Here is a 24,906-nt window from a genome sequence, read left to right as displayed (position 1 = left end):
GGCGCCTCCCCGCCGCCACGGTCGCGGGGAGGCGCTAGTCGCCGGAGGTCGCGTCGAGGGTCTGGAAGAACCGACGCGCCCACGCGTGGACGTCGTTGCCCAGGACCTGTCGACGTAGTGTCCGCATGCGGCGGCGGCGTTCCTCGGCCGGGTCCTCGACAGCGGACATGATGGCGTCCTTGACCCCGTCGAGATCGTGGGGATTACACAGGTACGCCTGACGCAGCTCCGCGGCCGCGCCGGCGAACTCGCTGAGCACCAGGGCGCCCTCACCGTCCGTGCACGCCGCGACGTACTCCTTGGCCACCAGGTTCATCCCGTCGCGCACCGGCGTGACCAGCATGACGTCGGCCGCCGCGTAGAACGCCGTCAGCTCCGACTTGGGCACCGGACGGTGGATGTACGTCACCACCGGGTGCCCGATCTCGCCGAACGAGCCGTTGATGCGCCCGACCGACTCCTCGATCCGGGAGCGCATGATCTGGTACTGCTCGACGCGCTCGCGGCTCGGGGTGGCCAGCTGCAGCAGGGTGACGTCCGCGGGATCCAGGCGGCCCTCCTCCAGCAGTTCCTCCAGCGCGCGCAGGCGCACGTCGATGCCCTTGGTGTAGTCCAGTCGGTCGACGCCCAGCAGGAGCACTTTCGGTGACCCGAGCTCGTCCCGCAGGCGGTCGGCACGGGCGCGGGTCTCGCGGTGGCGGGCGGCGGCGTCGACGGAGGCGGAGTCGATCGAGATCGGGAATGCGCCGACCCGCACCACGCGGTCGTCGACGCGGATCTCGGAGGCCCGGCCGCGCGCGGAGCGCAACCGTGCGGACGGGTAGCCGCGCAGCCGGTTGGCGAGGATCCGGAAGTTGTCCGCCCCGCCCGACAGGTGGAAGCCCACCAGGTCGGCGCCGAGCATGCCCTCGACGAGCTCGTTGCGCCACGGCAACTGCATGAACAGCTCGACGGGCGGGAACGGGATGTGCAGGAAGAAGCCGATGGTCAGGTCGGGCCGCATCTCGCGCAACAGGGCGGGGACCAGCAGCAGCTGGTAGTCCTGCACCCAGACCGTGGCGCCCTCGGCGGCGGCCTCCGCGGTGGCCTCGGCGAACCGCGTGTTGACCTCGCGGTAGGCGTTCCACCACTCGCGGTGGTACTCGGCCGGCACCACCACGTCGTGGAACAGCGGCCACAGCGTGGCATTGGAGAAGCCCTCGTAGTACAGCTCGACGTCGCCCGCCGACAACGTCACCGAGTGCAGGCGGATACCGTCCGCGTCGAACGGGGCGGGGGAGGCGTCCGGGACGCCCGGCCACCCCACCCACGCGCCGTCGTTGGCCTTGAGGATCGACTCCAGCGCCGTGACGAGGCCGCCGGGGCTGGCCTTCCAGTGCTCGGTGCCGTCACGGTCGATGACGAGGTCCACGGGGAGCCGGTTGGCGACGACGACGAAGTCCGCTCCCGCCCCGGTCGACGTCTGCCCGGTTCCGCTCGTCATCCGCGTGTCCTCGTTTCGAGTCGCCGTGTGCTGCCTACTCCGCGTCCGCCGTCACCTGCGGCTCCGGGCCGATCCCCAGCATGTCCAGGAGCATCCGGCACTCGTCCGCGTCGGCGGAGTACGAGGCCACGACGAGTCGGGCCTGGTCGGCCGTCTCGTCGGCGACCGGCTCGAGATCGTCGAGTTCGGGTTCCTTGCTGGCGGCGGCGGATGCCATCGGTGTCCTCCTGAGGTCGGTGACGGACGAGGATGCCGCCGGGCGGCGTCGTCCGCGGCCGATTCTACGTCACTGGTCGGCGGCGGCCGACCGGCGCAGATTGCGGGTCACCCACTCACCGAACACGATCCCGGCGGCCAGCGCCACCGCGATCGCCAGCGCCTGGAACATCAGGCCCAGGCCGATCCCCGTCTGGTCACTGGTCAGCGCCGACAGGCCGCGGTACACCGACAGGCCGGGCAGGAACGGGGTGATGCCGGCGATGGTGACGACCAGCGGGGGAACGGTCGCGATACGGGCGAGGATGCCGCCGAACAGGCCCATGAAGCACGCGGCGAGGGCCGAGCCCACGATCACGCCCAGCCCGGTGCCGATGACCGCCTGGTAGATGAGCATGCCCATCGAGCCGACGCCCGCGGCGAGCCAGGTGGCGCGCACGGTCGCGTAGCTGGCCACCGCGAACCCGGCCGCGCCGACGCCGGCGGCGAACACCGCCACGTGGACCGCGGCGTTCCCCGCGATCGACGGGTCGATCGGGGGAGGGGCGAACCCGAGTCGGGCGAAGACGGCCAGCGCGATCGTGATGCCGCCCATGACGCCGCCGGTCATGATCAGCGTCTCCACCCCGCGGCCGGCGGAGGTGACGGGGAACCCGGTGATGGCGTCCTCGATCGCGCCGACCAGGGTCAGTCCGGCCAGGAGGACGATGATGCCCGCCGCGACCAGCTGCGAGGGCTGGATCTCGATGAAGTTGTCGCTGAGCGCCACGTAGGCGGCCAGGGCCCACCCGGCGGCGATGAACCCACCCACAACCTGTTGGAAGAACGACGGCAGGCGGTGGCGGTCCAGGAAGCGGTTGGCGTACATCAGGGCGAAGGTCGAGACCATGGAGATGAGTCCCGCCAGGGGGCTGCCGCCGAGCTGGATGACGACCGCACACCCCAGCATCGCCCATCCGAGGACGGCGACGCGGAACGAGTGCGGGTGCGGGGAGGTGACGATCTTGTCGACCTCGGCGGTCGCCTGGTCGACGGTGAGCTGGCGCCGGACGATGAGGTCGATGAGACGCGACACGCGGGTCACCCGGGTCATGTCGACCGTCCGGTAGTTGACGACACGGATCACGGAGATCGGCGGGCGGCCGCGCCGGCGGTTGACCCCGATGGTGAGCGAGGTGAAGGTGACCTCGACCGTCGCGCCCGGCAGGCCGAAGGCCGCGGCCACGGACTCGGCCTGGGCCACGGTGTCGGCGGCACCCTCACCCGAGGACAGCAGGATGCCGCCGATCTCGAGGGCCAGGTTGAGCACGTCGGTGACGGCGCCGTCGTCGTCGAGGTCGACGGGGGCCATGGGCGACAGGGGCGGCTCGACCGCGAGGTCCATGGCGGACTTGCGCAGGCCCAGCCACGCCAGGGGGCGGGTGAACGGTGCGGGTGCGTCGCGGGTCTCCACGCTGCACACCGTAGTCAAGGACCCGGGAGGCGGGCGGGTTAGGATGTCCAGCGGGTCCGTCGTCGCCGTCGGGCCCGCGCTGGAGTGGCGCAATTGGTAGCGCACCCGACTTGTAATCGGGCGGTTGCGAGTTCAAGTCTCGTCTCCAGCTCTGTCGGACCTTCCGGGTAGGATGCCCCCACCTTCCACCCCCTCTCCCGGAGGCATCCCCGTGACAGACCAGTCCCCGCGCGAAGTGGCCCTCAAATGGATGGCCGCCGTGGTCTCAGGAGACGTCGAGACCGCGGTCGGACTCTCCGACCCGTCGATCATCTACACCACCGGTCAGGTCCGTCGGTACGAGGGACACGAGGGGATCCGGGACATCGCCTCCGACTTCGCGCGACTGGCCGGGTTCCTCGACGTCTCGGTCGAGGGGGAGATCCTCGAGGTCGGCGAAGTGGTGGCGTTCCGCCGGCTCGAGCTGTACACCATTCCCTCAGGGGGGATCGAGATCCGCGGGTGCTCCTTCGTGGAGGTCGAGGACGGGGTGGTCACGAGATGGTCGGACTACAAGAGCATGGAGTCGATCGACCGGGTCATCGGTTGACGTGGCGTCGGCGGCAGGCGGGGAGCGAGCGGGGATGAGTAACGAACAGTCGGTGCAGCTGGAACCCGGTCGGGTCGCCCGGGCGTTCCTCGAGGCCGTCTTCGCGAGGGATTACGAAACGGCGTGCGCGTACAGCAGCCCCGATCTGCTCCTGAGGATCGAGGGGCAGGACCTGATCGAGGGCCATGAGGGCCTGCTCGAGATCATGCAGCTGACGGCCGAGGTGTGCACGGACTGCGAGATGCAGATCCACCACGTGCTGGGTGCCGGCGAGACGGCGGCCATCAACCGGACCACCCACGTGACGATCAACGGCACCCGGCTCACCGTCGAGGTGGGCGCGTTCTTCACGGTGTGGGACGGGCTCGTGCACGAGTGGACCGACTATCAGGACGCGCAGGCGGTGCTCCGGGCGTTCGGTCACTGATCGCCCGGAGCACCGCGCCCGGGGCTCAGGCCTCGGGGACGAACTCCCCGTGGCCCATCTCGCGGAGTTCACGGCGCAGGGTCTCAGCCGCGACGTCCGACTCCTCCGCCGGGGCGTCGGGGTTCGCCAGTGACAGGTCGAAACCGGACATGTCGTTCGCCGGGAAGACATGGATGTGCGTGTGTGGGACCTCGAAGCCGGCGATGAGGTAACCGGCCCGCTCGGCCCCGAACCCGGAGAGCACCGCCCTGCCGACCGCCTGGGCGACCTCGTTGAGGCGGGCCAGCAGCGCGGGTTCGAGGTCCGTCCACTTGTCGACCTCCGCCCGCGGCACGACGAGGGTGTGACCCGGCGCGACCGGCGCGATCGTGAGGAACGCCACCACCTCCGGGTCCTTCCACACGAAACGGCCCGGTAGTTCACCGGCGATGATCTTGCTGAAAACCGTCGACATGACCACAGCCTACGGACCCGTGCCGACGCCATCCGGTGGATGAGTGGTAACAAGTGGTCTAATAGGGGATGTCGGCCGCCCACCGGGCGGCTTCGGGTCCTCTACTCACGCGAAGGAGCATCGACATGGTCGAGGCAAGTGTTGCGACTGCAGAGGGCGCGGTGAAGAAGAAGGCATACCATCACGGCGACCTCCGCAACGCCATCATCCAGGAGGCCACCGCGCGTGCGCGCGTGTCGGGGGAGAAGGCGATCGTCCTCCGCGAGATCGCGCCGCACATCGGCGTGTCCGCCACCGCCGCGTATCGGCATTTCGCCAATCGGCAGCAACTCGTCGAAGAGGTCTCGGCCCGCGGGTTCGCGGAGATGGCCGCGCGTGTCGACGCCGGTGAGATCACCGGTGCCGGCTCTGATCCCGTGCGGGCCGCCTACCTCGAGCTGCGGGACGCGGCCGTCGCCATGGTCGACTTCGCGATCGACGAGCCGGCCTGGGCGCGGACGATGATCGAGAACCTCGGTTCCTCCCAGACCGTCACGGAGCGGGCCGGCACCATCCGGGTGAAGCTGCAGGAGATCGTCGAGCGGGGGATCGACGCCGGGGCGTTCCGGCCCGGCACCCTGATCGGCGAGCACCTGCCGCTGTGGGCGGCGATCGACGGGCTGAGCGCCCAGGCGATGTACGGCGTGCACTCCATGCGGACACCGTCGGCGGTGCGCGCGACGGCGCGCACGATCGATCTCTGCCTGACCGATCTGCTCACCGAGGCGGGTCTGCGGGTCCGCGACGAGGTGGCGCAGACCGGCGGAATCGGCGCCGACGGGGCGGCCTAGGGGCCGTACGTTCCGGGCCCGCTCGAGGCCGCGAGGGCACGACGCTACTGTAGGCGTTGTGCGCATTCTCGTGATCGGTTCCGGTGCCCGTGAGCACGCCCTCCTCGTAGCCCTCGCAGCGGACCCCGCGGTGTCCGAGCTGCACGCCGCACCCGGCAATCCCGGGATGGTGCAGGCGACGCGCCACGAGGTCGCCGTCACCGATCCCGCCGCGGTGACCGCCCTGGCGCGCAGGATCGACGCGGAACTCGTGGTGATCGGTCCCGAGGTGCCGTTGGTGGCCGGGGTCGCCGACGCGCTGCGGGAGGCCGGGATCCCGGTCTTCGGCCCGTCCGCCGAGGCCGCCCGGATCGAGGGGTCCAAGGCGTTCGCCAAGGACGTCATGGCCGCCGCCGGTGTCCGGACGGCGCGGGCCGAGATCGTGGACTCGCCCGCCGACCTCGACGAGGCGCTCGACCGCTTCGGCCCGACGTGGGTGGTCAAGGACGACGGGCTGGCCGCGGGCAAGGGCGTCGTGGTGACCCCCGACCGGGCCGCCGCCCACGCCCACGCCCTGGCGTGCCTCGACGACGGCCACCCGGTCCTGCTGGAGTCCTTCCTCGACGGTCCCGAGGTGTCGCTGTTCTGTCTGGTCGACGGCGAGACCGTCGTGCCGCTGCTCCCCGCTCAGGATCACAAGCGCGTCGGGGAGGGAGACCGTGGACCCAACACCGGCGGCATGGGTGCGTACACCCCGCTGCCGTGGCTGCCCGAGGGGATGGTCGAGCGGATCGTCACCGAGGTGTGCGAGCCGGTCGCCCGCGAGATGGTCGCCCGCGGGTGTGGTTTCTCGGGGCTGTTGTACGCCGGGCTGGCGATCACCGCCGAAGGTCCCGAGGTGGTGGAGTTCAACTGCCGTTTCGGGGACCCGGAGACCCAGGCCGTGCTTGCCCTGCTCGAGTCGCCGCTCGGCGAGACCCTGCACGCGGTGGCGACCGGTCGGTTGTCCGAACTGCCGCCCCTCGTCTGGCGCGACGGCGCCGCCGTGACCGTGGTGCTCGCCGCCGAGCACTACCCGTCGACCCCGCGACGGGGAGATGTCATCGAGGGGGCGGAGCAGCCGGGAGTGCTGCACGCGGGCACGGCCCGCGACGCGGAGGGGCGCCTGGTCTCGGCCGGCGGGCGAGTGCTCTCGATCGTGGGGACGGGCCCGGATCTGGCGGCCGCCCGCGCCGAGGCGTACCGGGTCCTCGAGGGGGTCGAGCTGCCGGGGGGACACTTCCGCCGCGACATCGGCCAGGCGGCGGAGGAGGGGCGGATCAGCATCCCCGGCCCACTCGCGTAGACCGTCGGGCGATGCCCGGCGGGGAGGGCCCCGTGACCGCAGAGGCGGTCACGGGGCCCTCGCGCTTCCGGGGCGCACCCGGCGGGTTCGGGAGCCGCGAGGGCGGGTCGCGGCGGGGGCGGACCAGAAAAAATCGTCGGTGACTGTTCCGGTCGGCCGGGCGGTGCGGCGCTGGTCAGGCAGTCGCGTGTGGGCGGAGCTCTGTTGGACAGATGTCAACGTCGTCATCAAAAAATGAAAAAGTATTGAGATAATTCTCTCCTTATGTTCTCCTGTGAACCTCACCTTCCGTAAGCGCGACTTCATAAGCCGCGCTTGATGTTTTCTTAGGAGACCCATGATGGTTGGAAGATCCCGCCTCCATCGCACACGCCGCATGGCACGGGGCATCACCGCGACCGGCATCTCAGTGGTCGTGGCGTCGGCCCTGGCGGTGGCCCCGGCGGGGGCGCAGCCCACAGGCGAGCTGTCGTCCGGTTCGCTGAGCGGATCAGCCGGCGGGGGAGGGTCGGCCGGTTCCTCGGGAAGCGGTGACGGCCCCGTCGACCCCGGCCCCGTGGACCCGGGCCCCGTGGACCCGGGCCCCGTCGACCCCGGGCCGGGTCAGCCGGAGGGGCCGTACGAGGGGAGCGTGGAGGTCGTCAGCGGCCCCGCCGCGGATCCGCAGACGCTCACCGGCCGCGTGTTCGACGATGCCAACAGGAACTCGCAGCTCGACGAGGGCGAGGCGGGGGTCGCGGGGGTCAGTGTCTCCAACGGCGTGGATGTCGTGGAGACCGACGCGCAGGGCGTGTACAGCCTGCCGGTGCGGGGGAACTTCACCGCGTTCGTCACGCAGCCCGCGGGCTGGCAGGTGCCGGTCGACCAGAACAACTTCGCGCAGTTCAGCTTCAACCACTACCCGGAGGGCTCGCCCACGTTGCGCTTCCCCGGGGTCGCGCCCACCGGCGACCTGCCGGCGGCGGTGAACTTCCCGCTGGCCCCGTGGCGGGACACGGCGGCGGATGAGCAGAGCTGCGTGTTCGCCGCGGACACGCAGCCCAAGAACCTGGCCGAGGTGGGGTACGCGCGGAACGGCGTGGTGGCGGACCTCGCGGCACGTGAGGACTACTCCTCCTGCGGCGTGCTGCTGCTCGGTGACAACGTGGAGAACGATCTCAGCCTCAACGAGGCGGTCAAGGAGCTCTACTCGGAGATGAACGGGCCCGTCCGTGCCCTGCCGGGGAACCACGACATGAACTTCGACTCGCCGGGGTACGAGAACTCGGTCGACACCTTCCGTCGTGACTTCGGAGCGCCGTACTTCTCTTACGACGTGGGTCAGACCCACATCGTGGCCCTGTTCAACCTCCGCTACAACGGAGTCACTGCTGGCGGCGCGTACGGGGGTTACGTCGAGACCATCCCGGAGGAGCAGCTCGAGTGGCTCCGCAACGATCTCGCGACGGTGGACCGGAGCAAGCACATCGTGGTGGCCTCGCACGCGCCCCTGGTCAACTACCGGGGCGTGGTGACCCAGAACGCCGCCGCGCTCTACGAGATCCTTGCCCCGTTCGCCAATGCGGTCACCGTGAGCGGGCACATGCACACGGTCGAGAACCTCGTGGCCGGGGAGGTCCGGCCGGCGTGGACCGAGGCGGGTATCCCGCGGCTGCCCGTCGATCAGATCGTGGCCGGCGCGGTGTCGGGCTCCTGGAACGCGGGCGCGCTCAACGAGAACGGTCTTCCATACGCGTACACCCCCGAGGGGGCCGAGCCGGGCGTGCTGACGATGCGGTTCGACGGTACGAACCGCAGCGAGTTCTACACGGCGCGCAACCAACCTCAGACCAAGCAGACCCTGACCGGTATCTACAGCTACTCCTGGGATGACTGGGCCAGGGCGGCCAAAGCGTGGCGGGACGCCGGTGCGGCGGCTCCTGCACCCGAGGAGTTCGACACCTCGACGTTGACGCTCGCGGACGTGCAGACGGGGCGCTCGACCATCTCGACCAGCTTCTACGGCGGGTCGACCAGGGCGAACGTCGAGTTCTCGATCAATGGCGAGCCCTCGGCCCCGGGCTTCCTGAACCAGCCGGCCGGTGATCCGCTCAAGGTGGGATGGCAGCATGCGGAAGTCGTCTCCACGACGCACCATCTCGTCCACGGGGGCACGCTGTTCTACTCCAGCCCTCACCTGTATCGCTACGCGATCCCCGAGGATCTCGAGGTCGGGACGCACACGGTGACGATCACCGCGACTGATCGCTACGGGGTCGTCTCGACCGAGACCTTCGAGTTCACGGTCCTGCCAACGCCGGAGGCTCCTGCCACGCCGCAGGCGCGGCAGGCGCGGCAGGCCCCCGACGGGCCGCAGCCCACTCCCGACCTCTCGCCGGAGGACGGGCCGCAGTCACAGCCCTGACCGCTACACACGGTGATCGCCCCGGGGAGAATTCCCCGGGGCGATCATCTCTGTGCAGGGGCCGACTCAGCGGGCGTAGAGCTCCATGCGGGGGACCTGTGCGACCAGCCACGGGCTGAACGCGAACGGGGTGGCGTCGACAGCGGTGCGCACGTCCTCCGGCCTGGCCCAGTGGTGGGCGCAGACCTCGTCGGCGCGCGGGTCCAGCGCTGCGCGGATGCGCGCGGTGAACACCGGGCAGATCTCGTTCTCCACGATCCCCGAGTCGTCCACAGCCCGGTACCGGAAATCCGGGACCGCCGGCTCGATGGAGTCCACCCGCGTACCGAGCTCCTGTTCGGCCCGCCGCACGATCGCGTCCACCGGGTCCTCGCCCGGACCGGGATGGCCGCAGAACGAGTTGGTCCAGATGCCGGCCCAGGTCAGCTTGCCCAGCGCACGCCTCGTCAGGAGGACGCGGCCCTCGTCGTCGATGACGTGGCACGAGAACGCCAGGTGGAGCGGGGTGTCGGTGGTGTGCACGGTGGCCTTGTCCGCGGTGCCGGTGGGCGTCCCGTCCTCGTCGAGGAGGACGACGAGCTCGGTCGGGCCCGAGGCGGGCGAGGAGACGGGGCCAGCAGCGGAGCCGGAGAGAGAGGACATGCCGTCCAGCCTAGGGATTTCCCACCGCCCCGGTACCGCGGCGGCCCGGGGGACGGCCCGGCCGGGGGAGGCGCGGCGGCGGGCGGCCGATCCGCCTCCCGCCGCCGGGCGGGCCGTGGGTCAGCCGGCGGGGCTGCGGGTCAGCCGGCGAGGCTGCGGGCGATCACCAGGCGCTGGATCTGGTTGGTGCCCTCGAAGATCTGGGTGATCTTGGCCTCGCGCATGTAGCGCTCGACGGGGAACTCGCGCGTGTAGCCCACGCCGCCGAGGACCTGCACGGCATCGGTGGTGACCTTCATCGCGGCGTCCGTGGCGGTGAGCTTGGCGATCGAGGCCTCCCGGGAGTACGGGCGACCCGCGTCCTTGCGACGGGCGGCGTCGAGATAGGAGGCCCGCGCAGAGGCGACGGCGGCGGCCATGTCCGCCAGCAGGAAGCCCAGCCCCTGGTGGCCGATGATGGTCTTGCCGAACGCCTCCCGCTCGTTGGCGTAGGCCACCGCGTCGTCGAGCGCGCGCTGCGCGATGCCGGTGGCGACGGCCGCGATCCCGAGGCGGCCCGAGTCCAGTGCGGAGAACGCGATCCGGAGGCCCTCGCCCTCCGCGCCGATGAGCCGACCCGCGTCGACGCGGGCTCCCTCGTAGGACGCCGTCGTGGTGGGCACGCCGTTGAGGCCCATCTTGTCCTCGGGCTTACCGAAGTGGAGGTTCTCGGTGTCGCGCGGGACGAGCAGGCACGAGATTCCGCGCGAGCCCTCGCCGGTGCGGACGAAGGTGTTGTAGACGTCGGCGATCCCACCGTGGGTGATCCACGACTTGGTGCCGGTCACCACGTACTCGCCACCGTCGCGCTCGGCCCGGCACCGCAGCGCGGCGGCGTCGGACCCGGCCTGCGGCTCGGACAGCGAGTACGCGCCGATCTGCTCACCGGCGAGCAGTCCGGGCAGCCACTGCGCCTTCTGCTCGTCGGTGCCGGCCGTGGCCAGCGGAAAGCAGGAGAGCCCGTGCACACTCGTGGCCACCGCCACGGCGGCCCACCGGGCGCCGAGCTCCTCGAGGACCTGCAGGTACACCTCGTAGGGCTGGTCGCCGCCGCCGAACTCCTCCGGGTAGGGCAGGCCCAGCAGGCCGACCTCACCCAGCTGGGCGAACAGCCCCTCGGGGTAGGTGTGATTCCGCTCGTGTTCCGCGGCGATCGGTTCGAGGAGCTTGTCCGCGACCGCGCGCGTCATCTCGAGGAGTTCGTACGCCTCGTCGCTGGGGAGCAGTCGGTCCACGGCCATGGGGTCCTCCGGGTGCGTGCGGGAAAGTTACCGGGTCCCATTAGAGTGCACGCCCGGTTCGCGGGACTGGTAGGCCCGAAAGCGGGGGTGCCCGTCGGTGGGTGGTGGTGCTCGCGGTGTCGTCTGGACCACAATCCGCTCTATGGCAGAGAGCAGCGAGTCGAGCACCACGTCCACGCCCCTGTCGCCGGAGGAACTGCTGGCGATCTACGACGTCCCCGGCGCGAGCGCCGCGGAGTTCCTGTGCGACCGGCACGATCCGGCCGCGGTCGCCTTCACCGTCATCGACGCGGACCTGTCCGGGCGCGACATCACCTACTCCGAACTGCGGACGGAGAGCGAGAAGGTCGCGTCCGCGCTGGCGGAGCTCGGCGTGGGCGAGGGCGACCGGGTGGCCACGCTCATGTCCAAGTCCGCGGACCTGGTGTTCACGCTCATGGGGATCTGGCGGCTCGGGGCCGTGCACATGCCGCTGTTCACCGCGTTCGCCTGGCCGGCCATCGAGATGCGCATCACCGGCGGCGACGCCAAGGTGGTCGTCTCCGACGCCGACCAGCGCGGCAAGCTCGAGTCGATCTCGGTGCCGGTGGTCGTGGCCGGGCTGGCGGACTGCCCCGACGCCCGCGAGGGCGACCTCGACCTGGCCACCATCGTCGCGGCGCAGGAGCCCGGCCGCCCGGCCGCGGTCACCGGCCCGGACGCCGGCATGGTCATGCTCTTCACCTCCGGGACCACCGGCACCCCCAAGGGTGTCGTGGTGCCGGTGCGCGCGCTCGCCGCGTTCCACCAGTACATCGAGACGGGCCTGGACGTGCGCGCTGACGACGTCTTCTGGAACGGCGCCGACCCCGGGTGGGCGTACGGCCTCTACTACGGGATCCTCGGGCCGCTGGCGGTGGGGCGCCGCAGCCTGCTGCTGCACGCCCGCTACACCCCGGAGCTGGCCTTCGCGGTTCTCCAGTACTTCCACGTCACCAATTTCGCCGCCGCGCCGACCGTCTACCGGACGATGCGGGCCAAGCGGGACATCGCGCCGGCGGACGTGAAGTTGCGCCGCGCCTCGGCCGCCGGTGAGCCCCTCACGCCCGAGGTGATCGAGTGGTCCGTCGAGCAGTTCGGGGTGGAGGTCCGCGACCAGTACGGCCAGACCGAGCACGGCATGTTCATCATCAACCCGTGGCACGACTCGCTACGTCAGGACGTGCGCCCGGGCTCGATGGGTGTGCCCCTGCCGGGCTGGTCGTGCACCGTGCTGGCGGCCGACGCCGACGAGCCGGCGCCCGTGGGGGAGCTGGGCCGGGTCGCGATCGACGTCCCCGCCAGCCCGCTCATGTGGTTCACCGGATACCACGAGTCCCCGGAGAAGACCGCCGAGCGCTTCAGCCCGGACGGTCGGTGGTACTACACGGGTGACGCGGCCAAGATCGACGCCGACGGCCACTTCTACTTCTCCAGCCGCGACGACGACGTGATCATCATGTCCGGCTACCGCATCGGGCCCTTCGACGTGGAGTCCGTGCTGGCCAAGCACCCGGACGTGCTCGAGTCCGCGGTGATCGGCGTGCCCGACGAGCTGGCGGGCGAGGTGCTCGAGGCGTACGTCGTCCTGCGCGACGGGGTCGACGGCGGCCCGGAGGCCGAGGCCGCGCTGCAGAAGTGGGTCAAGACCGAGTTCGCGGCCCACGCCTTCCCCCGCCGGGTCCACTTCGTGCGCGAGCTGCCCAAGACGCCGTCGGGCAAGATCCAGCGCTTTCTGCTGCGCAAGGAGCGCGCCGGACAGAGTTGACGCGCCGGGGGCGTTAACTTCACAGGCATGACATTCGCCGCCGGTGCCCGATCACTCGTCGCTGCGTCCCTCGTCGTCGTCGTCACCATCGCGGCGGCGACGGGCGCGGCGGCCCCCGCCCTCGTGCCCACCGCGGCGGCCAACCCCGTGATCTCGTCGGTCGCCCCGGACCCCACGGTGGTCCGCGGCGCCGACGGCGCCTTCCACGTCTACGCGACCTCCGACGACTGGGCGGACGGCGCCGGGCACCGTCTCATCCCGCACTTCCGCTCGTTCGACCTGGTGGAATGGGAGTACCTCGGCGACGCGTTCACCACGCGGCCGCGCTGGGCGCCCCTGATCTCCTTCCTGTGGGCGCCGGACGTGCACGTCCGGCCCGGGGGCGAGGCGGTCATGTACTACACCACCGGCGGTTCCGCGCCGTGTATCGGCCGCGCCACCGCGCCCGGTGTGGAGGGGCCGTGGGGGCACGACGCGCGACCGGTCGTGTGCTTCGGGGACTACCGCGGCGAGCTCCTCGACCCCATGGACCCGGAGGTCGTGTTCACCGAGGACGGCCCGGTGCTGCTCATGGGGAACTTCGAGGGCATCCACGCGGTGCCGATGAACGATGCGGGCACGGAGCTGGAGGGCGAGCCCGTGCTCGTCGCGGGCCCCGGGGTCGAGGCGCCGGCCGTCATCGCGCGGGACGGGCACACGCACCTGTTCACCAGCGCGGGACTGTGCTGCGACGGTGAGCGCTCGCAGTACCGGGTCCTCGGCGGACGCGCGGACGACCTGTTCGGACCGTACGCGGACCGCAGTGGTCGCCCGCTGCTCGAGCGCGGCGCGGGCGACGTGATCCTCCGGGGCGACGAGAACTGGGTCGGGCCGGGCCACGTCGACGTCGCGACCGATGACGCCGGGCAGGACTGGATGGTCTACCACGCGGCGCCGCGCGGTCAGGCCGTCCTGCCGGGCGGCGTCCAGCGCCGCTACCTGATGCTCGACCGCCTGGACTGGGTGGGTGGCTGGCCGGTGGTCGGCGACGGGACGCCGTCCGAGGCGCGCCCCGCCGATCCGGTGGTCGACCTACCCGTGCGCCTCACCGCGGCCGGGGACGCCGCGCTGCGACGGGTCGACGACGACGAGGTGCTCGATCTCCCCGTGCGGATCGCCTCCACCGGCGCCGCGTACACGGGCGAGCTCCGGGCGACCGTCACCGGTCCCGACAAGCGGCGGGCGTCGCTGCCGATCGTGGCCGCGGGCGGGGACCTGCCCGCGGCGTCGGCGGCCGTCGCCGCCGGGGGCGAGCTCGATCGCACCCTCACCCTGCGCCCGTCCCGCCCGCTGGCCGCGGGCCGACACGAGGTGGTGGTCTCGATCGGCCTCGCCGGCGGCCCGGCGCAGGAGATCGCGGTGTTCGGCCTCGAGGTGGCGCCGGACGGCTCCCTGTCACTCGGATCCGGGGCGCTGGGATCGGTACCGTTCGGATCGTGAGTGCCGGACACTGTGTGCGCGAGAATTCGGTGACGACGAGCGGGAGACGACATGACCACCGGCGAGCACGACGGGACTGACGGCGGGGAGGAGCGCAGGATCGTCATGGCGCCGCACCTGCGCGGGCTGGAGCCCGACCCGCACCGCGGGGTCGAGGTGGACCAGAAGTCGCCGGGTGAGCTCGACGAGGCCGTGCCGCGCGGAGAGTTCATCCGGAGCGTCGTGGGCACGATCGCGGGGCTGGCGGTCGCCGCCCTGGTCTATCTGGTCATGCCCGGCGATCTCGAGCACAACGCCCGGCTGACCGCGGCGGTGGCCGTGCTGTTGGGCATCTGGTGGATGACCGAGTGCATCCCCATCCCCGCCACCGCGCTGGTCCCGCTCATCGCGTTCCCGGTGCTCGGCGACGACATCTCCGTCGACGATGTGGGCGCCCAGTACGGCAACAACATCATCTTCTTGTTCATGGGCGGCTTCCTCATCGCGATCGCCATGCAGCGCTGGAACCTGCACCGGCGGATCGCGTTGCTCACCGTGCGCGCGATGGGGACCCGGTCCACGAGCGTGATCGGCGGGTTCATGATCGCGACGGGGTTCCTGAGCATGTGGGTGTCCAACACCGCGACGGCCGTGATGATGCTGCCGATCGGCGTGTCCGTCCTGATGTTGGCCTCCGAACTCGGGGGCGGCGGCAACGACGACGGCGACGGGAAGACCGCGATGCCGGAGATGGACCCGAGGGCGGATCCGAACTCGGATGCGGTCAAGGAGGCCGTGATCCGGTCCAACTTCGGCACGGCCCTCATGCTCGGTATCGCGTACGCGGCGTCGGTCGGGTCGCTGGCGACGATCATCGGGACCCCGCCCAACACGCTGCTCGCCGGGTACCTGAGCGCGGAACACGACATCCAGCTGGGCTTCGGGCAGTGGATGCTCGTCGGGCTGCCGCTCGCGGTGGTCATGCTGGTGATCACCTGGCTCCTGCTCACGAAGGTCCTGTTCAAGCCGGAGATCGAGCGGATCCCCGGTGGGCGGAAACTGTTCGACGGCGAGCTGCGCCGACTCGGCCCCACGTCGTCGGGCGAGAAGCGCGTCCTGGTCGTCTTCGTGGCGGCGGCGGTGTCCTGGGTGGCCGTCCCCCTGGTGTTCGAGGAGCCACCGATCTCGGACGCGGGCATCGCGCTCGCGGCCGGGCTGCTGCTGTTCCTGCTGCCCGCCGGGTCCCGGCGGGGGGTGCGGCTGCTCACCTGGGACGCCGCGCTGGCACTGCCCTGGGGTGTGCTCCTACTGTTCGGCGGCGGACTGGCGCTGTCCTCGCAGTTCTCCGGCTCGGGGCTCACCGACTGGATCGGCGAGCAGGCCGGTGCTCTGGGTGCCCTGCCGGTCATCCTGCTGGTGGTGGTGGCCGCCACGGGGATCATCTTCCTCACCGAGTTGACGAGCAACACCGCCACCGCCGCGACGTTCCTGCCGGTGGCCGGCGGGGTCGCCCTGGGGCTCGGTGTCGATCCGATGTTGCTCGCGGTGCCGGTGGCGCTGGCCGCGACGTGCGCGTTCATGCTCCCCGTGGCGACGCCTCCCAACGCGATCGCCTACGGCTCCGGCTACGTGACGATCGGGCAGATGATCCGGGGTGGCCTCTGGCTCAACCTCATCGGGATCCTGCTCATCACACTGGTCACCATGACGCTGTTGGTGTGGGTGTTCGGGCTGGCCGTCTGACGGGCGGTCGCCGCGCGGGCGGCCCCGGTCTCACCCGAGCTCCCACCTCACCCGAGTTCCCGCCTCATCACGATCCGGGGCAGGCCCGCCGTCACCGACGACGTGTCCGCGACCTTGGCGAACCCGGCGGCCTCGAACAGGGAACGGAACCCGACGAAGGCCATGGTGAGGTCCACCTTCCGGCCGCCGTTGTCCACGGGCACGGCCTCGACGGCGGGGGCCCCGTGCTCGCGGGCGTGGTCGACCGCGCCCTCGACGAGCGCGTGGGCGATCCCGCGGCCCCGGTACCCCGGTCGGACGCGGAGGCAGAAGAGCGACCACACGGGGCGCCGGTCCACGGTCGGGATCTTCCGGGACCGCGCGACGGGAAGCTCGCGGCGCGGGGCGACGGCGGCCCAGCCCACGGGCTCGGCCCCCAGGTAGGCGAGCACCCCCGGGGCGACGTCGCGCGCGCACAGCTCGCGGACCCGGTCGCCCCGGGCGCGGCCGACCAGTGAGCGGTTGGTCGCGGAGTCCAGCCGGTGGCTGAGGCACCAGCACACCGAGGCGTCGGGGTTCTTTTTGGGGCCCAGCAGGAGCGCCACGTCGTCGAACCGCGTGGCCGGGCGCACCACGACGTCGTCGGTGGAGACGTTCATGACGGGCCGTCCTCGAGTGCGATCGAGCCGGGACGACTCCGACGGTAGTCCGCCGTCGCGGCGGTCGCACCCGACCGAGCGGCCCGTCGTGGACACCGCCGCCCCGGGCGCTAGCGTCAGGGGTATGTCCGTCGCACGCGAACCCTCCCGCCGCTCGGCCGTCGAACCGTTCCACGTGATGAGCGTGCTCGCCGCCGCGGCCCGCCGTCAGGAGACCCACGGTGACGTGATCTCCCTGTGCGCCGGGCAGCCCTCGACGCCCGCGCCCGGCCCGGTGCTCGCGGCGGCCCGTCACGCCCTCGACACCGAGATCCTCGGCTACACCGAGGCTCTCGGCATCCGGCCGCTGCGCGAGGCCATCGCGGGGTATCACCGGAGGCGGGACGGTGTGGACGTGACCGTCGACGACGTCGTCGTCACCACCGGGTCCTCCGGAGGCTTCACCGCGCTCTTCCTCGCCGCCTTCGATCCCGGCGACACCGTGGTCATGGCCCGCCCCGGGTACCCCGCGTACCGCAACACGCTCGCGGCCCTGGGCTGCCGCGTCCACGAGGTCGCCTGCGGCGCGGACACCCGGTACCAACCCACGGTCGCGCAGCTCGAGGCGGTCGCCACCGAGCTCGGCCACGCCCCCGCCGGGCTCATCGTCGCCAGTCCCGCCAACCCCACCGGCACGATCATCGACGCCGACGAACTCGCCGCGCTCGCCCGGTGGTGCGAGGCCAACGGCACCCTGTTGATCAGTGACGAGATCTACCACGGCGTCACCTACGGCCGCGAGTGCGCGAGCGCGTGGCGGACCAGCCGCGACGCCGTGGTCATGGGGTCGGTCTCCAAGTACTTCTCCATGACCGGCTGGCGGATCGGATGGATGCTGCTGCCGGAGTACCTGCGGGACCCCGTCGACCGGCTCATCGGCAACCTGACGATCTGCCCGCCCGCCGACGCGCAGTTCGCGGCCGTCGCCGCCTTCACCGAGGAGGCCACCGCGGAACTCGACCTGCACGTGCAGCGCTACGCCCGGAACCGCGACCTCGTGCTGCGGCGCCTGGGCGAGCTCGGGGTGGCCGAGATCGCCCCTCCCGACGGCGCGTTCTACGCCTACTTCGACGTCTCCCGGTGGACCGACGACTCGGTCGCGTGGTGCGCGGAGATCCTCGACCGCACCGGCGTCGCCCTGACGCCGGGCGTGGACTTCGACACAGTCGACGGCCGCCACACCGTCCGGCTCAGCTTTGCCGGGGCGACCGACGAGATCGCCGAGGCGATGGACCGGCTCGAGGCGGAACTGGCGCCGTAGGGCCCGACATCGGTAGTGCTCGTCCGGGCGGGAGCGCTCGGCCAGCGCCCCCGGACGTGGTGGCCCCGAGGGCGCTCGCGGGCGGTTACCGTCAGCCCATGGGTTCCGCCGAGATCATCACCGCCAGCGTCTACATCACCCGGCCGTGGCTGCTGCTGCAGGCGCCGCTGACCGTCGAGCAGGTGTACCTCAACGCCCGCGAGATCTTCAACGGGTCCACCGGCGGCTCGATGATCTCCTGATCGGGCTGCGATACTGGGGGGCGTGACCGCCCAGAACGCCTCGCCCGCCCAGGCCGCCAAGCCCCGGATCTCCAACGTCCTCGCCTCGCGCTACGCGAGCGCGGACCTGGCCACGCTGTGGTCCGCCGAGCACAAGATCGTGCTCGAGCGCCAGCTGTGGATCGCGGTCCTGCGCGCCCAGCGCGACCTGGGGATCGACGTGCCGGACGGGGTGATCGAGGCCTACGAGGCGGTGATCGACCGCGTGGACCTCACCTCGATCGCCGAGCGCGAGCGCGTCACCCGGCACGACGTCAAGGCCCGGATCGAGGAGTTCAACGACCTCGCCGGTCACGAGCACATCCACAAGGGCATGACGAGCCGGGACCTCACCGAGAACGTCGAGCAACTGCAGATCGTGCGGTCGCTCGAGCTGATCCGCGACCGGGGCGTGGCCGCGGTCCGTCGCCTCGCCGAGCACGCCGTCGCCCACCGCGACACCGTGATGGCCGGGCGCAGTCACAACGTCGCCGCCCAGGCCACCACGCTGGGCAAGCGCTTCGCCTCCGCAGCCGACGAGCTTCTCGTCGCCCTCGAGCGGGTCGAGTCGCTGCTCGAGCGTTACCCGCTGCGCGGCATCAAGGGGCCGATGGGCACCGCCCAGGACATGCTCGACCTCCTCGGCGGCGACGCCGCGAAGATGGCCGAGCTCGAGGGGCGGATCGCCGCGCACCTCGGCTTCTCCCGCACGTTCGACTCGGTGGGCCAGGTCTACCCGCGGTCGCTGGACCACGAGGTCGTCTCCGCACTGGTGCAGCTCGGCGCGGGACCGTCGTCCCTGGCCCAGACCATCCGGCTCATGGCCGGTCACGAGCTCGTCACCGAGGGGTTCCAGCCCGGGCAGGTCGGCTCGTCGGCCATGCCGCACAAGATGAACACCCGCTCCTGCGAGCGCGTCAACGGGTTGCAGGTGGTCCTGCGCGGTTACGGGTCCATGGCCGCCGAGCTCGCGGGCGCGCAGTGGAACGAGGGCGACGTGTTCTGCTCCGTCGTGCGCCGCGTCGCGCTCCCGGACGCCTTCTTCGCCCTGGACGGCATGTTCGAGACCTTCCTCACCGTTCTCGACGAGTTCGGCGCCTACCCCGCGGTGATCGACAAGGAGCTGCAGCGCTACCTGCCGTTCCTGGCCACCACGAAGGTGCTCATGGCCGCGGTGCGCGCGGGCGTCGGCCGCGAGCTCGCCCACGAGGCGATCAAGGAGAACGCCGTGGCCGTGGCCCTGGCGATGCGCGAAGAGGGCCGCGAGCCCGATCTCATCGACCGGCTCGCCGCCGACGACCGGCTGCCTCTGGACCGTCCCGCGCTGGAGGAGGCGCTGGCCGATCGTGCGGCGTTCGTCGGCGCGGCCGGAGACCAGGTCGACGCCGTGGCCGCCCGCGTCGAGGCACTGGTGGCCCGTCACCCGGAGGCCGCGGGCTACGCGCCGGGCTCGATTCTCTGATCCGGCGCTGGCGGGCGGCCTCTCTCCCGCCCGCCGCTCGCGCCCGCCGGCTGCGCAGCCGCTCCCGCTTGCCGCTGCCCAGCCGCTCCCCGGGGTGGCGGCCCGGGGGGTCGCGGTCGCCCCTGCTCCCGGCGACAACGCAGCCGCTCCCGGGGATGGCGTCTCGCTCTTGCCGCTGCTCGCTGCGATCGCAGCCGCTCCTCGGCATGGCGTCTCGCCTGCCCCCCGGTGCGCGCGAGACGCCATCGGGGCGGGCGGGAGCAGTGGCCGCCGTGCAGCGGCTCCCGGGGATGGCGTCTCGCTTCCGCCCCTGCACGCTCCGATCGCAGCCGCTCCTCGGCATGGCGGCTCGCCTGCCCCGCGGTGCGCGCGAGACGCCATCGTGGCGGGCGGGAGCAGTGGCCGCCGTGCAGCTGCTCCCGGGGATGGCGTCTCGCTTCCGCCCCTGCTCGCTCCGATCGCAGCCGCTCCTCGGCATGGCGTCTCGCCCGCCCCGCGGTGCGCGCGAGACGCCATCGGGGCGGGCGGGAGCAGTGGCCGCCGTGCAGCGGCTCCCGGGGATGGCGTCTCGCTTCCGCCCCTGCGCGCTCCGATCGCAGCCGCTCCTCGGCATGGCGTCTCGCCCGCCCCGCGGTGCGCGCGAGACGCCATCGCGACGGGCGGGAGTGGTGGCCGCCGGGCAGCCGCTCCTCGGCATGGCGTCTCGCTCTCGCTCCTGCGCGCGCCGGCTACGCAGCCGCTCCTCGGCATGGCGTCTCGCTCTCGCTCCTGCTCGCTTCGGCCGCAGCCGCTCTCGGGCAGGCTGCCACGCGGCAGTTCGTCACCTGAGGGCCGCCACCCGATCGGCCTCGGATCGGAGCGGACGGGCACTAGTCTGACCGTCATGCGCGAGACCGTGATCCCCGTCCCCGGCACCTCCGGACTGCAGGTGCGGCTGCACCATGCCGACGATCCGCGGGCGCTGCTCGTGCTGGTCCACGGGTTCGGCGAGCACTCCGGCCGCTACGGGCGCACCATCGGGTTCCTCACCGATCGCGGCGTGAGCGTGGCCTCGTATGACCTGCGGGGCCACGGCACCGCCCCGGGCCCCCGCGCGCGGGTCGCGATGGAGACGCACATCCGCGACAATTTGGCGGTCCGCGACGCGGTGGTCGAGTGGGCGCGGTCGGCCGAGGGGGCCGGCGCCGAGTCCCTGCCGCGGCTGCTGATGGGGCATTCGATGGGCGGGCTGATCGCGGGCGAGTCCGCCCTGCGTCGGCCGTGGGACCTCAAGGGGCTCGTCCTGTCGTCGCCCGGTCTGGTGGTGGGTGAGAGCACCCCGGCGCCGCTGCGGAAGCTCGCGCCGGTCGTCGCGCGGCTGCTGCCGTTCCTGCCCGTGGAGAAGCTCGACCCGGGTCAGATCTCCCGCGATCCCGTGTACGTGCAGGACTACACGTCCGATCCGCTCGTGCACCACGGCGGGGTCCCGGCACTGTCGGCGGGCACGTTGCTCGCGGGTGGGCTCGACCTGATCGAGCGCTCACCTGCTCTACGGTTGCCGACCCTGGTGCTCAACGGGTCCGCCGACTCCATCACCTCGCCCACGGGGTCACGTCGCTTCGCGCAGATCGCCGGTACGGCCCATGATCCGCGGCCGGAGATCACCTATCGGGAGTTCGAGGGCGGCTACCACGAACTGTTCAACGACCTGTGCGCGGACGAGGCGTACGAGGCCCTGGGGGAGTGGCTCGACGCCCGCCTGGGCTGAGCGCCCGCGGTTCGTCGCCGGCCGGGTGCACCGCCTCGCCGGCCCCCACGGTCCGGCTACGCTGGCCGTCATGCGACCCGATCTCTCCTCCTATCGCCACCTCGTCTCCGGGAAGGTCCGCGAGCTGTACGAGATCGACGACGAGACGCTGCTCATGGTGGCCACCGACAGGATCTCGGCGTACGACCACGTGCTCGGGACGCCCATCCCCGACAAGGGCCGGGTGCTCACAGCGATGAGCGCGTTCTTCTTCGACGCCCTCGACGTCCCCAACCATCTCGCGGGTCCGCTGGACGACGAGCGGATCCCGGCCGAGGTGCTGGGCCGCGCGATGGTGGTGCGGCGCCTGGACATGGTTCAGGCGGAATGCGTGGCCCGCGGATACCTCACCGGCTCCGGGATCACCGAGTACCGTGAGTCGGGCACGGTGTGCGGTATCGAGCTGCCCGACGGTCTGGTAGAGGCCAGCAAGTTGCCCGAGCCGATCTTCACCCCGGCCACCAAGGCGGCGGTGGGGGACCACGACGAGAACATCTCGTTCGATCAACTGTCCCGGATCGTAGGCGCGGAGCTGGCCGAGCGGCTGCGGACGACGACCCTGGACATCTACTCGCGGGCCGCGGAGATCGCCGCGGAGCGCGGGGTGCTGCTCGCGGACACCAAGTTCGAGTTCGGACTGGTCGACGGGGAGCTCATCCTCGCCGACGAGGTCCTCACCCCGGACTCCTCCCGGTACTGGCCCGCCGACGAGTACTCGCCGGGCCGCGTGCAGCCGAGTTTCGACAAGCAGTTCGTGCGCAACTGGCTGACCGGGCCGGAGGCGGGCTGGAACAAGGACGCCGACACGCCGCCGCCGGTGCTCCCCGATGAGGTGGTGGCCGCCACGCGCGAGCGGTACATCGAGGCGTACGAGCGGATCTCGGGACTGTCGTTCGCCGACTGGATCGGCGGTGACGACGCGTGAGCGCCTTCGACGCCGGCTCGCAGAACTCGGCGGCCGACTCGACCTCGCCCGCGACCGACTCGCCCGCGACCGACTCGACCCCGCCCGCGGCTCCGGCGACCACGCCCGCGCCGCCAGTGGCCGAGCGCCGCCCGCACCGCCGCGAACACCACGGCCGCGTCTTCGTCGACGACTACGAGTGGCTGCGCGACAAGGACGCCCCGGCGACCCGCGAGTACCTCGAGGCCGAGAACGCCTACACCGATGCCATGACGGCGGACCTCAAGCCGCTGGAGGACGCGGTCTACGAGGAGATCCGCTCCCGCGTGAAGGAGACCGACATGTCGGTCCCCGTTCGTTCCGGGCGCTGGTGGTACTTCTCGCGGACGGAGGAGGGCCGATCCTACGCGAAGCACTGCCGGGTGCCGGTGCCGCAGCAGTACGTGGACGACCCGGCGGACCCGGCCGGGTGGGCGCCGCCGGAGGTCTCCCCGGACGAGGAGCTGCCCGGCGAGCAGTTGCTCATGGACGGCAACGCCGAGGCGGAGGGCCACGACTACTTCGCACTGGGTGCGTTCTCGGTCAGCCACGACGGCACGATGCTCGCGTGGGCCACGGACACCGAGGGAGACGAGCGCTACACGCTGCGCTTCCGCTCGCTGGACCCTGAGGTCACCGCGCCGGACGAGGAGATCTCCGGGATCGCGGCGGGGGTGACGTGGTCGCGTGACGGCCGGTACGTCTTCTACGTGACGGTCGATGACGCGTGGCGACCGGACACCGTCTGGCGTCACCGCCTGGGGACGACGAGGGACGACGACGACAAGGTGTTCCACGAGCCCGACGAGTCCTACTGGATCGGGGTGGGCGAGACACGCAGCGAGAAGTACCTGCAGATAGCGGCGGGGTCCAAGATCACCACCGAGGTGTGGTGCCTGGACTCGAGCGATCCCGCGGGCGAGTTCTGGTGTGTCCGGCCGCGCGAGGAGGGCGTCGAGTACGACGTCGAGCACGCGGTGATCGGCGGCGAGGACCGGTTCCTCGTCACGCACAACGACGGGGCGCCCAACTACGTGGTGGCCGAGGCCCCGGCCGCGCCGATCGAGGGAGCCCTGCGTGACCTGCGCACGCTCGTCCCGCACCGGGACGACGTCCGGGTGGAGGGCGTGGACGCCTTCGCCCGGGTGCTGGTGCTGGGTTACCGGGAGGGGGCACTACCGCGTTTCGCGCTCATGCCGCTCGACCCGGAGTCCACGGCTGGCACCGCGCAGTACTCCCGGTTCGAGCCCGTCAGGTTCGACGAGGAACTGTTCACCTCCGGTCCGGGTTCGAACCCCGAGTGGGCGACGCCGGTCCTGCGGTTCGGCTTCGGCTCGTTCGTCACCCCGGGCCGCGTCTACTCGCTCGACCTGACCACGGGCGAGCGCACGCTGCTGCGCGAGCAGGAGGTGCTCGGCGGGTACGACCCGAGCGGCTACGTCCAGCGGCGCGACTGGGCGACCGCCGGTGACGGGACGCAGGTGCCGATCTCGCTGGTCATGTCGGTCGAGACCGCCGCACGCGTGGACGCCGGGGAGCAGGTCCCCACACTGATCTACGGGTACGGCTCGTACGAGACCAGCATCGACCCGGCGTTCTCCGTGGCGAGGCTGTCCCTGCTTGACCGCGGGATGGCGTTCGCCGTGGCGCACGTGCGCGGCGGCGGCGAGATGGGCCGCCTCTGGTACGAGGACGGCAAGATGTTGGCGAAGCGCAACACCTTCACCGACTTCGTCGACTGCGCCCGTCACCTCGTCGACTCCGGGCTCACCGCGCCGGACCGTCTGGTGGCCGAGGGCGGCAGCGCGGGCGGCCTCCTGATGGGTGCCGTCGCCAACCTGGCCCCCGAGTTGTTCGCCGGGATCCAGGCGGTGGTGCCGTTCGTCGACCCGCTGACGTCGATCCTCATGCCGGAGCTGCCGCTCACGGTGATCGAGTGGGACGAGTGGGGCGACCCGCTGCACTCGGAGGAGGTCTACGACTACATGGCCTCCTACGCGCCGTACGAGAACGTCGAGGCAAAGGACTACCCGGCGATCCTCGCGGTGACCTCGCTCAACGACACCCGGGTGCTGTACGTGGAGCCGGCCAAGTGGGTGGCCAGGCTGCGTGCGGTGTCGCCGTCGGCCAACTCCGCTGACCGGCCGGTCCTGCTGCGCTGCGAGATGAGCGCCGGGCACGGCGGCGTGTCGGGTCGGTACGAGCGGTGGCGGCAGACGGCGTTCGAATACGCGTGGACGGTCCGTACCGCCGGCGCCGACCAGCCCGCCGACCAGCCCGCCAACTAGCCCACCGACTGGACCAGCGACGAGCTCCGCTACTCCCGCTCCGCTTCCGCTACTCCCACACGGGTAGCGGATGTCGGGCGGGAGTAGCGGATTTCGTGGGTCGTGGGGCGCTCGAGGCCGGGGTGCCGGGGAGCCCGGGT

General features: G+C 71.6%; 21 protein-coding genes and 1 tRNA gene. 15 read left to right on the top strand and 7 right to left on the bottom strand.

Going from position 1 to position 24,906, the window contains the following annotated elements:
• Positions 1 to 34: 34 nt before the first annotated feature.
• From RWK90_RS13060 to RWK90_RS13050, 3 genes are all read right to left on the bottom strand, one after another.
• Positions 35 to 1,483, bottom strand: coding sequence for a trehalose-6-phosphate synthase (locus RWK90_RS13060; protein WP_314038055.1), 1,449 nt, complete (start codon positions 1,481 to 1,483; stop codon positions 35 to 37).
• A 34-nt stretch (positions 1,484 to 1,517) separates the two neighbouring features.
• Positions 1,518 to 1,700 (bottom strand): hypothetical protein, encoded by a 183-nt coding sequence (locus tag RWK90_RS13055; RefSeq protein ID WP_314038054.1) that lies wholly within the window; start codon positions 1,698 to 1,700, stop codon positions 1,518 to 1,520.
• A 69-nt stretch (positions 1,701 to 1,769) separates the two neighbouring features.
• Complete coding sequence (locus tag RWK90_RS13050; RefSeq protein ID WP_314038053.1) at positions 1,770 to 3,152, bottom strand: threonine/serine exporter family protein; 1,383 nt, start codon at positions 3,150 to 3,152, stop codon at positions 1,770 to 1,772.
• A 78-nt stretch (positions 3,153 to 3,230) separates the two neighbouring features.
• On the opposite strand from RWK90_RS13050, the gene RWK90_RS13045 reads away from it, so the two are divergent.
• The 3 genes from RWK90_RS13045 to RWK90_RS13035 all read left to right on the top strand — a co-directional run bounded on the left by RWK90_RS13045 (position 3,231) and on the right by RWK90_RS13035 (position 4,168).
• Positions 3,231 to 3,303 (top strand) — tRNA-Thr (locus RWK90_RS13045).
• A 60-nt stretch (positions 3,304 to 3,363) separates the two neighbouring features.
• A complete protein-coding gene (locus RWK90_RS13040) occupies positions 3,364 to 3,741 on the top strand; it encodes a nuclear transport factor 2 family protein (protein WP_314038052.1) in 378 nt (125 codons plus the stop codon).
• A 34-nt stretch (positions 3,742 to 3,775) separates the two neighbouring features.
• Entirely contained in the window at positions 3,776 to 4,168 is a 393-nt protein-coding gene (locus RWK90_RS13035) for a nuclear transport factor 2 family protein (RefSeq protein ID WP_314038051.1), read from the top strand.
• 25 nt (positions 4,169 to 4,193) lie between these two features.
• Here RWK90_RS13035 and RWK90_RS13030 read toward each other — a convergent pair whose 3' ends face one another.
• Entirely contained in the window at positions 4,194 to 4,622 is a 429-nt protein-coding gene (locus RWK90_RS13030) for an HIT family protein (RefSeq protein ID WP_314038050.1), read from the bottom strand.
• Positions 4,623 to 4,747: 125 nt separating this feature from the next.
• On the opposite strand from RWK90_RS13030, the gene RWK90_RS13025 reads away from it, so the two are divergent.
• From RWK90_RS13025 to RWK90_RS13015, 3 genes are all read left to right on the top strand, one after another.
• Positions 4,748 to 5,452 (top strand): TetR family transcriptional regulator, encoded by a 705-nt coding sequence (locus tag RWK90_RS13025; RefSeq protein WP_314038049.1) that lies wholly within the window; start codon positions 4,748 to 4,750, stop codon positions 5,450 to 5,452.
• Between the two features lie 58 nt (positions 5,453 to 5,510).
• Entirely contained in the window at positions 5,511 to 6,776 is a 1,266-nt protein-coding gene (gene purD, locus RWK90_RS13020; RefSeq protein WP_314038048.1) for a phosphoribosylamine--glycine ligase, read from the top strand.
• Positions 6,777 to 7,152: 376 nt separating this feature from the next.
• Entirely contained in the window at positions 7,153 to 9,180 is a 2,028-nt protein-coding gene (locus RWK90_RS13015; protein ID WP_314038047.1) for a calcineurin-like phosphoesterase family protein, read from the top strand.
• Positions 9,181 to 9,246: 66 nt separating this feature from the next.
• On the opposite strand, the gene idi is transcribed toward RWK90_RS13015, so the two are convergent.
• Positions 9,247 to 9,822: an isopentenyl-diphosphate Delta-isomerase gene (gene idi, locus RWK90_RS13010; protein WP_314038046.1), complete on the bottom strand. Its 576-nt coding sequence runs from the start codon at positions 9,820 to 9,822 to the stop codon at positions 9,247 to 9,249.
• A 140-nt stretch (positions 9,823 to 9,962) separates the two neighbouring features.
• Positions 9,963 to 11,102, bottom strand: coding sequence for an acyl-CoA dehydrogenase family protein (locus tag RWK90_RS13005; RefSeq protein ID WP_314038045.1), 1,140 nt, complete (start codon positions 11,100 to 11,102; stop codon positions 9,963 to 9,965).
• A gap of 142 nt (positions 11,103 to 11,244) precedes the next feature.
• On the opposite strand from RWK90_RS13005, the gene RWK90_RS13000 reads away from it, so the two are divergent.
• The 3 genes from RWK90_RS13000 to RWK90_RS12990 all read left to right on the top strand — a co-directional run bounded on the left by RWK90_RS13000 (position 11,245) and on the right by RWK90_RS12990 (position 16,089).
• Positions 11,245 to 12,888 (top strand): AMP-binding protein, encoded by a 1,644-nt coding sequence (locus RWK90_RS13000; RefSeq protein WP_314038044.1) that lies wholly within the window; start codon positions 11,245 to 11,247, stop codon positions 12,886 to 12,888.
• A 27-nt stretch (positions 12,889 to 12,915) separates the two neighbouring features.
• A complete protein-coding gene (locus RWK90_RS12995) occupies positions 12,916 to 14,367 on the top strand; it encodes a family 43 glycosylhydrolase (RefSeq protein WP_314038043.1) in 1,452 nt (483 codons plus the stop codon).
• Between the two features lie 105 nt (positions 14,368 to 14,472).
• Positions 14,473 to 16,089, top strand: coding sequence for an SLC13 family permease (locus RWK90_RS12990; protein WP_396230343.1), 1,617 nt, complete (start codon positions 14,473 to 14,475; stop codon positions 16,087 to 16,089).
• Between the two features lie 47 nt (positions 16,090 to 16,136).
• On the opposite strand, the gene RWK90_RS12985 is transcribed toward RWK90_RS12990, so the two are convergent.
• Entirely contained in the window at positions 16,137 to 16,727 is a 591-nt protein-coding gene (locus RWK90_RS12985; protein WP_314038041.1) for a GNAT family N-acetyltransferase, read from the bottom strand.
• Between the two features lie 124 nt (positions 16,728 to 16,851).
• Between RWK90_RS12985 and RWK90_RS12980 the strand changes: the two genes are divergently transcribed.
• From RWK90_RS12980 to RWK90_RS12955, 6 genes are all read left to right on the top strand, one after another.
• Entirely contained in the window at positions 16,852 to 18,027 is a 1,176-nt protein-coding gene (locus RWK90_RS12980; RefSeq protein ID WP_314038040.1) for an aminotransferase class I/II-fold pyridoxal phosphate-dependent enzyme, read from the top strand.
• Positions 18,028 to 18,125: 98 nt separating this feature from the next.
• Positions 18,126 to 18,269: a hypothetical protein gene (locus RWK90_RS12975; protein WP_314038039.1), complete on the top strand. Its 144-nt coding sequence runs from the start codon at positions 18,126 to 18,128 to the stop codon at positions 18,267 to 18,269.
• A gap of 22 nt (positions 18,270 to 18,291) precedes the next feature.
• Positions 18,292 to 19,749 (top strand): adenylosuccinate lyase, encoded by a 1,458-nt coding sequence (gene purB, locus RWK90_RS12970; protein WP_314038038.1) that lies wholly within the window; start codon positions 18,292 to 18,294, stop codon positions 19,747 to 19,749.
• Positions 19,750 to 20,632: 883 nt separating this feature from the next.
• On the top strand, positions 20,633 to 21,496 hold the full coding sequence (locus tag RWK90_RS12965; protein ID WP_314038037.1) for a lysophospholipase: 864 nt from the start codon (positions 20,633 to 20,635) through the stop codon (positions 21,494 to 21,496).
• 70 nt (positions 21,497 to 21,566) lie between these two features.
• Positions 21,567 to 22,460: a phosphoribosylaminoimidazolesuccinocarboxamide synthase gene (locus tag RWK90_RS12960; protein ID WP_314038036.1), complete on the top strand. Its 894-nt coding sequence runs from the start codon at positions 21,567 to 21,569 to the stop codon at positions 22,458 to 22,460.
• Complete coding sequence (locus tag RWK90_RS12955; protein ID WP_396230338.1) at positions 22,457 to 24,766, top strand: S9 family peptidase; 2,310 nt, start codon at positions 22,457 to 22,459, stop codon at positions 24,764 to 24,766. Before RWK90_RS12960 ends, RWK90_RS12955 begins: the two co-directional genes overlap by 4 nt.
• Positions 24,767 to 24,906 lie beyond the last annotated feature (140 nt).

Source organism: Dietzia sp. CH92 (genome assembly GCF_032248695.1).
Taxonomy (GTDB): Bacteria; Actinomycetota; Actinomycetes; order Mycobacteriales; family Mycobacteriaceae; genus Dietzia.
The sequence above is the reverse complement of the archived record's forward strand: the minus strand, read 5'-3'. Positions and strand labels throughout refer to the sequence as shown.